A 9735-nucleotide genomic window follows, 5' to 3' on the forward strand; every position below is an offset into this window, starting at 1 on the left:
GAGGCGGTGTTGTAAAGAATGAAAATTTCAGATTTTGAAAGTTTCCTTGAACCTGTCATTTTAGAACGAGGACATAAGCTTTTTAAAAAAGGGGCCGTCAAGAATTTGCAGCTTCTAGAGGAAAATAGGGTGTTGGCGTCTGTCCATGGCACCCAAACCTACAGTGTCGAGCTCTTCCTCGAGGGTGATGGGGTAATCATGCAGGCTAGCTGTAGCTGTCCGTACGATTGGAGCGAAACCTGCAAGCACCTGGCTGCTGTTTTCCTTGCGCTGAGAGAAGGAGAACCTGAGAAGAATCAGGCTGTTGAAGATCCGAGTAATGAATTAAAGCAGCTGCTCATGCAGGAATCGAAAGATGAGTTAATTTCAATCATCCTCCAATTTGCCAGGAGCCATGAGGAAGTTGAAAGACAGTTGCTGTTGAGATACGCATCCCCTGAAGAAGAAATCACAACGGCGAAAGCTCTGATCAGGGATTTTATTAAAGGGGCTAAAAGCAACGGTTTCATTCATTGGAGACGGATGGATGAAGCGATGCAGGGAGCCTATATGGTGCTCGATAACGCAGAAAAGAAAAATGAACGCGGCAGCTATGTTCAGGCTGTGAAGCTCGCACTTGAAATTATGCCGCCAGTTGTTTCCATGACACAGTATGCAGATGACTCGGGCGGAGAAATAACCTTTGTTACCCGCAATACGATGAAAGTCATCAAGAATGCAGTCGAAATGGGGTTCGACGAGCTTTCTCCCGATGAGCAAAAGGAAATTTTCAAAGCTGTGCTAAAAGAAGCAAAGAACAAGCGATATAACGACTGGGATGAATGGCGATTTGACCTTCTGGATGCAATTATCCCGTTCGGCAAAGATCCAAAGCTGAGAGCGACTTTGGAAAAAGAACTGGAAAAGCTGTTGAAGAATACTCCTCAAAATGAATGGAGCTGGAGACATACAGAGCAAAGCATCAAACAGCTTCAGCTTAGTCTGCTGGAGGTTTCTGGTGCGGAAGATAGGACAATTGATGCCTTTATAGAGGAAAACCTGAGACACGATAAATTCCGCGAAAAGGCCATTGAGCGGGCCCTGAATCGCAATGATTTTGAAAAAGCAGAGCAGATCAGCTTAGATGGAGAAAAACAGGATACTTCCTACGCTGGCCTGATTTATAAATGGAAGGACTACCGCTACCAGATTTACGAACAGAAAGGCGATCTCGAACACCAGCGGAGCATGGCATATGAACTGGTCACTAGCTATTATGAATATAAGGATTATGAAAGGTTAAAGACCCTTTATAACGCGAAGGAATGGCAGGAAGTTTTCGAGAAACTGCTCTCAGAATTAGAAAGTGGACATAGCCGGGGCTTATATTTAACGATTATTACAGAGGAAAAATTGGAGGACCGCATATTGGAATATGCAACTGCGAAGCCTTCAAGCATTGTTGAATTGTACCCTTATCTGATAGAAAACCATCTATCGAAAGTGAACAACTTATTCGTAGACATGATTATGTATGATGCTGAAAATGCGTCTGAGCGTAGATTATATAAGCAAGTCTGCAAGGACATAAGGAAATATAAAAAAGCCTGCGGCGAGATGAATAGCCGCAAGCTGATTGAAGAACTCATGAGCAAGTATCCAAGGCGTCCGGCGTTTTTGGATGAACTGCAAAAGATAAAATAAAGTATAGGGTGCTCATCCTTTTGTGGATGGGCCTATTTAAATTACTTCCTCATAGTAGCAATGAGCCGCTTAGGATTAAGCAGCAAATCCAGGGCATCATTAATATTTTCAATTACGATATCACTTTTCAACAGTGTTGCCGTCGCGCAGCCTTCTCTTCCGGTTATAGCGACCGCAATCTCTGCTGCCTCAAACATCGCTTCATCATTGGCCCCGTTACCCATACAAATCACTCCATCAAGGTTACGAACGAACTTCCCTTTTTCAGCAGTGTGATCATCGGATCGGAGTACGTGCACGTTAACCGGCAGCCCGCTGCATTCACCAGCTACGCTTCCGTTTGTATCTGCAGTGATGACATGAATCTCCACGTCCTTGCTTAACAGCGTGATTCTTTCAGCCACGCCAGGAACTAGCTCGCCTCCAAATGCAATCGTGCCGTTAAAATCCAGAACAAGGTGGTGAATTGTAAATTGGCCTCTGCCAGGGATGGTCAATGCAAGCATGAATAGTCCCCCTCATTTCTGATAGAATAACGTTATTATACACCTGCATGGAGGATGTTAGATGAAAAAGAGCAATGTCATACTGTATATCGCAGTAAGCCTTGATGGCTATATTGCCAGACCGGACGGTGCCGTTGATTGGCTGGATGATGTGGAAGGCGAAGGAGATAATGGGTACGGCGAATTCTACAGCCAGGTAGGAACCGTCATAATGGGTCGTAAAACATATGAAGAGGTTTTACGACTGACGGATGAATTCCCTTATGCCGGTAAGCCATGTTATGTTTTATCGCGCCAGACTATGGAAAACAGCCCTCATGTCACGTTTACAGATGAGGACCTGGTATCCCTGGTCTCTCGCCTGAAGAAGGATTCGAATAGTTATGTGTGGCTTGTTGGCGGGGGCCAGCTCGTGAAGCAGTTCCTTGAAAAACAGCTGATTGACGAAATACAGCTATATATCATTCCGAAATTGATTGGGGAGGGAATCCCGCTGTTCCCGGACGACACGCCGCCTGCAGAGTTCGAATTGACTGGAACAGGTCAACTCGGTCAGATTGCGAGCCTGACATATAAATTGAAAACAAAAGGCGCTGGATGATGTCCAGCGCCTTTCTTTTACAGTTCGATTCTAACAGGTTCAAGTTCCTCCCCTGACTCCAATATCGGACGAATCTCCATAAAATCATAAGCCAGAACCATCGGAATCGTGATCCGTCTTTTCTCGGTCACCATCCCATTTTCAGTATTCTTCTCCAGCTTTGCATCCGAGGTACCGCCGATGATTTGTTCTCCTTTGCCATCAAATAGGTCGATCATCACCCGCTGGCTGCCCTCCGGATAGCTCAATGTATATTCAATCGCGGTCGAAGATGTTGCGGTAATCAGCTTTTCGAAAGTGACCTTAAGTTGGCCAAGTTCACTTGCCTGCCCAAGGACAACTGTTTCGAATGGAAGCTGTTTAATAGGTACGTCAAAATCCCACTTTCCTCTTTCTTCCTTCCAGCTGTCACTGATTTCCCCGATTCCAATAATATTGAATGGCAATGTTGTGTCAGCAGGCAGTTCCGCTCTCGGATAGCTTAACTGGACATGGCCTTTGTAGCCCCCCTCAGCAGGCACCAGTTTTACCAGTTCCATGGTTTCCTCAATGTTAGGGTCGCGTTCGAAAATTTCATAGAATGCATAAATCTCGTCTTCATCACCTTTAACGTCGCCCTTTACATCAAAGGTGACGCCAATCATTGCTCCGTCATAATAGGCATCCGTTACCGTCACATCTATTCCGTCAAAAGTGGCCTTTTCGTTCAGCTCAGTGATAAGCTCTTGCGAGGCCAAATTTTCAGCAACCTTGTCGTGTTCATAAAGCTTTGCCAGGAAAGGAATCTCAGCCATAACGCTCGCCACTGATGGAAACAAGAATCCTGATGTGATGAAAAGAGCCGCAGCAGCTGCTGAAACGGCCGCAGCTTTTAAAAACGGTCTTCGTTTAGGCTTCATCATACTGCCTTGCTTTACACCAGCCTTGATCGCATTAACGACATCTTCCCTGGGCACTTCAATCTGGTCGACCGATTCATGAAATGTTTTCTTTTCCATCGCGCTCGCCTCCCAATCTATTTTTCAATTCCTTCCTGCCCCGCTGCAGATAGGTTTTCACGGTGTTTTCAGGTATGTCCATCATTCTAGCAATTTCACTTATTGCCAGGTCATGATAATAAAACAGGATAATCGCGGTCCGATGCTGAGCTTTCAATAGAGTGATTGCCTCCATTAAATCAAGATTCTCTGCCAGCTTGGAGTCACTGTTTGTAGGCAGTTCTACTAGTTTCTCTACTGGCAGTTCTTTTTTTCTTTTTTTCAAAACATCGTAAGCGCAATGGATTAAAATCCTCGTCAGCCAGGTTAAAAAGTATTGTTCATTCTTCAGCTGCCCGATCGCCTGGAATGCTTTGCAGGAGGTTTCCTGGACGATATCAAGAGCATCCTCCCTGTTCCCCGCATATAAAAAAGCGGTTCTATACAATCGTTCACTATGTATAATCAGCAGTTCTTCAAAGGCTTTGGCATTCCCCCTGACTGCTTTCTTCACAAGCTTTGCTTCTTTCATTCCCTGACCTCCTTTCACTCTTTAGAGCATAATCAGGTAAAAAAAGTTTCAACTTTTCCGAGATATTTTTCTAGTCCTAAAGTAATATATAGTAATAAATGGAAGTTTACTATAGAATTTACGAAAGAGGTGACAATATGGGGTTTTTCTTTCGCAAGCCTGATTTTTACATTCCTGAAGGCGGAATCGACAGGATTGAAGATATTACACTTGGAGGATTCCAACAGACCATCCTCATCCAGTCCTACTCACCCAAGAACCCGGTACTGCTGTTTTTACACGGCGGTCCTTCCATGCCTCTGCCTGGCGTCTCTTCCAGAGGGAACAACTATACTGTCGCTACCAGCACCCAAGAGCTGGTTAAGCACTTCACCCTTGTCTTTTGGGACCAGCGAGGCACAGGCAAATCCTATCACAAAGATATTCCACAAACATCCATGACCTTTGAACAGCTTGTATCCGATGCAGCTGAGCTGACGGATTTTTTAAGAGAAACGTTCCATCAGGAAAAAATCTTCCTGGCCGCTCATTCATTCGGTACCTTAATTGGCATGTACCTTTTGAAAAAACAACCTGGTAAATTCCACTCCTATGTAGGCATCTCGCAGATTATCAGCTGGACAGAAAATGACCGTGCAGGCCTTGCCTGGGTGAAAGAAGAAGCCAAACGGCGAGGTAATTATAAAGCGCTGAATGAATTGGAGGCAGTTGGCGAACCTCCTTTTATCGAAGGCTATAAGCAATGGGGGATTTTACGAAAATGGCAGATGAGATACAGTACGATGGTCTATAACGATAATCAAATCAAGCATCCTGGCCTTGCCAAGGTGTCCCTTAGCATGCTTGCTTCAAGGGACTATCGGTTGGCTGATGCTTTCCATTCCTTTTACAGCGGCTTTAAGCTTATCTATTCTGACGAATTCATCCGGAATATCCCGAACATTAATGTGCAAAAAGAGGTACCATCTGTTGATATCCCTGTCACCTTCATTCATGGCAGGAAAGATGTCCATGTTCATGCCCATTTTGCTGAAGACTATCTCATTCTCCTAAAAACGAACCATGAGAAAAAATTCATATGGATGGAGAAATCAGCCCATCTTTTTCACCCGGATGATACAGCACTGATCGAAAAGCACCTTATCAATGAATTAAGTCATATTAAAGCAGAGGTTATTAATCTATGAAAACTATTTATAAAAGCCTGGAAGGAAAAGAGCGGATACTCGGCCAGTATGAAGAGTATCTCACTCAGTTCGATTCACCGATTTCAAGGGACTATGTCCAGACGAGATTCGGCAGCACGCATGTACTGGTAATGGGGAAGGAAGACGGGAAGCCTTTATTTATTTTTCAGGGCGGCAATTGCATCAATCCTGTCACCCTTTCATGGTTCAGAGGCTTGCTGGAGGAATATAAGGTCTACGCACCTGACACGATTGGCCATCCGGGATACAGTGATGAAACGAGAATCTCCGCTTCTGACGAAAGCTTTGCCCAATGGATTGCCGATTTGATGGACCATTACGAGATTGAAAAATGCGCATTCATCGGCCCATCTTACGGAGGCGGCATCATCCTCAGGCTTGCTGCATTTATGCCAAAAAGAATCCACTGCGCTGTCCTTGTCGCACCTGCAGGGATCAGCCTTGGCTCGAAGCTTAAAATGATTAAGGAAATACTTGTCCCAATGGTTTTTTATAAAATAAACGGATCTGCCCAGAGTCTGCGCAAAATTGCTGATGCGATGTCCTTCAATAGCATGAAGCAACTGGATGAAAGCATCATCGGCAATATTTTCAAACACACAACACTTGAACAAGATATGCCCAAACTGACAACTGCGGAGGAACTGAGAAATTACAGTGCCCCGACCCTTGTCATAACGGGAACTGAGGATGTATTTTTTCCAGGAAACAAAATTTCCCATAAAATACAAGGACTTTTAGGTGACGAACTAGAATTGAAAAAGTACCAAATGGGACATTTCCCATCTTCCAAATATCTTGAACAAATCGATACAGATATAAAGGAATTTTTGAAAAAACATTACTAGGAGGCAAATCATGCAATCGAATCCAGTTCAAAAAATCGGCCAAATTGGAATACCAGTAAAAGACATTGAAAGGGCCACTGCCTTTTACCAGGAAAAATTAGGGCTGTCGTTATTGTTCAATACGGATACGATGGCGTTCTTCGACTGTGAAGGCGTCCGCCTCCTGTTAACCCTTCCGGAGAACGAGCAATTTGCCCATCCTAGTTCAGTCATCTATTTACAGGTTGCAGATATCAAGGCAAAATACGAAGAGCTTTCAGGTAGTGTACAATTCATTGGAGAGCCGCATGTTGTTGCTAAAATCGGCGATATGGAAACATGGATGGTGTTTTTTAAGGACTCTGAAGAGAATACCCATGCCTTTATGTCGGAGGTTATTTTATAAGGCTATTTTCGTAACTTTGCGGTCAATAGCAACAAAGTTTGAGAAAAGAGCCTTTTATAAAAACAAAAAGGATACTGCCACTCGCGCAGTATCCTTTTTACTGGATTGCCTTCAATTCATTCTTTTTCAGGAACAGTTCAATTTGATGAGCCGCCATCATCCCTGCCGTACTGTTCAAATGCATTCCGTCGGTGAGCAGCAAGTATCCATTCCGGGCCGATATGCGATCCAGGCTGTAGCCGTATACGAAACGCTCGATGACCGCCTTTTCGTACAGCTTCGTGCTGTTTTTCAGCGATCGCCCTCGTGTGCGCCCTTTACCTTTTAAATAAGCCTTCAATTTTTCGTTAAAAGGAAGGTAAGATATATTGGACACCTCCGCAATTTTTTTGATGACCTCATTGTACTGGTCAATTTCCTTATTCGCTTTCGAGAAAAGATTCTCACCCACTACCGGAAGTGACAATAACCCTATTTTTGCATGTGTTTCTGCTTTCAGCCTTGCCACAATGAGGGCAAGATTCTTTTCGTACACCAATAATGAGGGCTTTTCTAATTGCTCTGCAAGCTTAATATTCATTCTGGCAAACTCAGGGGCTATTTTTGCCGCGGCATCATTCAGTCCGACTAAAATCACGATGAAATCAGGTTGGCAGGAGATCACATTGTCCAAACGCTGCAGAACATCATAAGCCGTACTTCCATTGACTCCTGCATTGATGAACTGATAATCCACGCAGCTGCGCCTCCTGGCTGCGTCATCGACAAAATTGTAGCTGATGTTGCCATGGACGGCATCCCCACCGATGACAGCCACCAGCTTCTTGCCTTCCTGGCGATGCCCTTTTTCCAGAAAAGCTTGCGGATTGTTGGAAGGAAGCTGGTTGATCCGGCTCTTCCGCTGATAATACAGTGCCATACTTACAGCAGCCATTAATATTAGGACGAAAAACGCACCATAGATAAGTTCCATATAAAACCCCTCTCTTAGAAAGCTTATTAATTAAAAATTCTGAATTTATATAGTAAAATTATTCGACAAACCATGTAAAAATCCCTTTCACAGGAATATTTCGATGAACAAAAATCTTTTCTTGCCGATATTTTCATTATAGCCTTTTATGTTATGCAGCAGACAAAATAAATGGTACAAAAATTTCCACAAATCAAAAAATTACTTTGCAACTAGATTTATATTTAGGATAAAATTAATGGTAGAGTTTGGGAAAGGGGATTTTCTGCCTATGCTAAAAGCTAGGTTATATGACTTTTCATTGTTTTTCACTGCTATCGCCGTGGCTTTTGGACTAGGTGCGTTCACTATAGACAAGAATACTTTTTTGATAGCGTTATTGATCTACTGGTTATTTTCAACCCTTTACACCCATTTAAGGATTCATGCGCAAAGCGGAGCGATGAAATTCGACTACGGAATTAGCTACAGTCTGTCTTTCGGGATTTTCGCGGGTCCGCTCGGTCTTTTCATTTTTGAAGCAATCTATCGCTTCACAGTCTATTTTTCAAGAATAAGTTCGAAAACTGCCGATGAAAGTGAGCTTTCCGATACATTCTACAATATAGGCGCCCATGTGTTAATTTACTCAATTGGCTATTACCTGTTTCATTTGGCATACCCGTTATTTGAAGGTATTCCTTTTGGATTCTGGATTTTAATGTGCATCCTTGCTGTGACGACGACGTTGATTTCCTATACATTTCTATCAACGGCCTTTTATATTTTGGGAGAAATCAAAAACTTACAGCAGGCAATCAAATTTTACAAAGATAGCAATAACTGGCTGGACCTTGGGAAAACAGCGTTCACAAATGGCTTGCTTCTGCTATTGCTTGAAGAGCAGCGTTGGGAAATGGTCGTAGGATTATTCATCCTGAACTATCTCGTCAGCCGTTCCTTCCAGTCAAAATCACAAAGCATCAAGAACAAAATTGAGCGAGACAAGTTCGAGCAAATGGCCTATACAGACTTCCTCACAGGCATTCCAAACCGTGCTTTCATGGATAAAAAAATGTCCGAATTAAACCAGTCGGGTGAGACAGTCGGCATTGTCGTCGCCGATATCGATAAATTCAAGCTGATTAATGACTCCTATAACCATGCTGTCGGAGACCGGGTCATCCAGCATTTTGCCAACACCCTTAAAACGTATTTATCCGAGAACGATTACGTCTTCCGCAGCGGCGGGGAAGAATTCACCTTGATCCTTAGGGAGAGAGCCTTTAGGGAGACTATCGAACTTGTGGAAAAAATCCGTCTTGGAGTCGAAACAAGCTCAGTTGAAGTCGATTATCAATCAAGCAGACATGATGTCATCATCACCTCTTCCTTCGGGCTATATTACTTCAAAGTAAACCAATATACCTCTATGGAAAAGGGCTATATCTACGCCGACCAGCTTTTGCTGCAATCGAAAGAACTCGGCAAAAATAAAGTCACCTTCAAGGACGAGCTTGCCCAGCACGCTCCGGTCGGTGCCATGTAAAAAGACAGAGAGAGTGATTCTCTGTCTTTTTTGTGGGCTGGCGGTTTTGAGTTATGTTATTGTGACAGCTTTTCTATTTTGAACCCCGAACCTGTCACAATAACGAGCTTTTCTCCTTCGCACCTCAAACCTGTCACAATTATGAGCTTTTCTTGACAACTTTTCTGCTTTGAACCCCAAACCTGTCACAATAACGAGCTTTTCTTGACAGCTTTTCTGCTTTGAACCCCAAACCTGTCACAATAACGAGCTTTTCTTGACAGCTTTTCTGCTTTGAACCCCAAACCTGTCACAATAACAAGCTTTTCTTGACAGCTTTTCTGCTTTGTAATCCAAACCTGTCACAATTATGAGCTTTTCTTGACAGCTTTTCTGCTTTGAACCCCAAACCTGTCACAATAACGAGGTTTTCTTGACAGCTTTTCTGCTTTGGATCCCAAACCTGTCACAATAACGAGGTTTTCTTGACAGCTTTTCTGCTTTGGATCCCAAAC

The 9735-nt window shown here is 43.5% G+C and carries 10 protein-coding genes; 6 read left to right on the forward strand and 4 right to left on the reverse strand.

Features of this window, described 5'->3' with window-relative positions; all coding sequences use genetic code 11:
• Nucleotides 1-18: 18 nt before the first annotated feature.
• A complete protein-coding gene (locus J7I80_RS23085) occupies nt 19-1683 on the forward strand; it encodes an SWIM zinc finger family protein (RefSeq protein WP_214741820.1) in 1665 nt (554 codons plus the stop codon).
• A 41-nt stretch (nt 1684-1724) separates the two neighbouring features.
• Here J7I80_RS23085 and J7I80_RS23090 read toward each other — a convergent pair whose 3' ends face one another.
• Nucleotides 1725-2189 carry an HAD family hydrolase gene (locus J7I80_RS23090; protein ID WP_214741822.1) on the reverse strand — a complete coding sequence of 155 codons (465 nt, stop codon included), beginning with the start codon at nt 2187-2189 and terminating at the stop codon, nt 1725-1727.
• Between the two features lie 61 nt (nt 2190-2250).
• Here J7I80_RS23090 and J7I80_RS23095 point away from each other — a divergent pair, with 61 nt between their 5' ends.
• Complete coding sequence (locus tag J7I80_RS23095; protein WP_214741824.1) at nt 2251-2790, forward strand: dihydrofolate reductase family protein; 540 nt, start codon at nt 2251-2253, stop codon at nt 2788-2790.
• Between the two features lie 17 nt (nt 2791-2807).
• On the opposite strand, the gene J7I80_RS23100 is transcribed toward J7I80_RS23095, so the two are convergent.
• Together J7I80_RS23100 and J7I80_RS23105 are read right to left on the reverse strand one after the other, a co-directional pair.
• On the reverse strand, nt 2808-3788 hold the full coding sequence (locus J7I80_RS23100; protein WP_214741826.1) for a DUF4179 domain-containing protein: 981 nt from the start codon (nt 3786-3788) through the stop codon (nt 2808-2810).
• Complete coding sequence (locus J7I80_RS23105) at nt 3766-4299, reverse strand: sigma-70 family RNA polymerase sigma factor (RefSeq protein ID WP_214741828.1); 534 nt, start codon at nt 4297-4299, stop codon at nt 3766-3768. The genes J7I80_RS23100 and J7I80_RS23105 overlap by 23 nt, the downstream gene beginning before the upstream one ends.
• A gap of 137 nt (nt 4300-4436) precedes the next feature.
• Between J7I80_RS23105 and J7I80_RS23110 the strand changes: the two genes are divergently transcribed.
• From J7I80_RS23110 to J7I80_RS23120, 3 genes are read left to right on the forward strand one after another with little or no spacing between them, the layout of a single operon-like run.
• Nucleotides 4437-5486, forward strand: coding sequence for an alpha/beta hydrolase (locus tag J7I80_RS23110; RefSeq protein ID WP_214741830.1), 1050 nt, complete (start codon nt 4437-4439; stop codon nt 5484-5486).
• The gene (locus J7I80_RS23115; RefSeq protein WP_214741832.1) at nt 5483-6355 is read left to right on the forward strand and encodes an alpha/beta fold hydrolase; all 873 of its coding nucleotides are present in this window, start codon (nt 5483-5485) and stop codon (nt 6353-6355) included. The genes J7I80_RS23110 and J7I80_RS23115 overlap by 4 nt, the downstream gene beginning before the upstream one ends.
• 10 nt (nt 6356-6365) lie before the next feature.
• Nucleotides 6366-6740, forward strand: coding sequence for a VOC family protein (locus J7I80_RS23120; RefSeq protein ID WP_214741834.1), 375 nt, complete (start codon nt 6366-6368; stop codon nt 6738-6740).
• Nucleotides 6741-6837: 97 nt separating this feature from the next.
• Here J7I80_RS23120 and J7I80_RS23125 read toward each other — a convergent pair whose 3' ends face one another.
• Nucleotides 6838-7713: an SGNH/GDSL hydrolase family protein gene (locus tag J7I80_RS23125; protein ID WP_214741836.1), complete on the reverse strand. Its 876-nt coding sequence runs from the start codon at nt 7711-7713 to the stop codon at nt 6838-6840.
• A gap of 271 nt (nt 7714-7984) precedes the next feature.
• On the opposite strand from J7I80_RS23125, the gene J7I80_RS23130 reads away from it, so the two are divergent.
• Nucleotides 7985-9241, forward strand: coding sequence for a GGDEF domain-containing protein (locus tag J7I80_RS23130; protein ID WP_214741838.1), 1257 nt, complete (start codon nt 7985-7987; stop codon nt 9239-9241).
• Nucleotides 9242-9735 lie beyond the last annotated feature (494 nt).

This window comes from Bacillus sp. ISL-41 (assembly GCF_018613235.1).
Lineage (GTDB): Bacteria > Bacillota > Bacilli > Bacillales > Cytobacillaceae > Mesobacillus.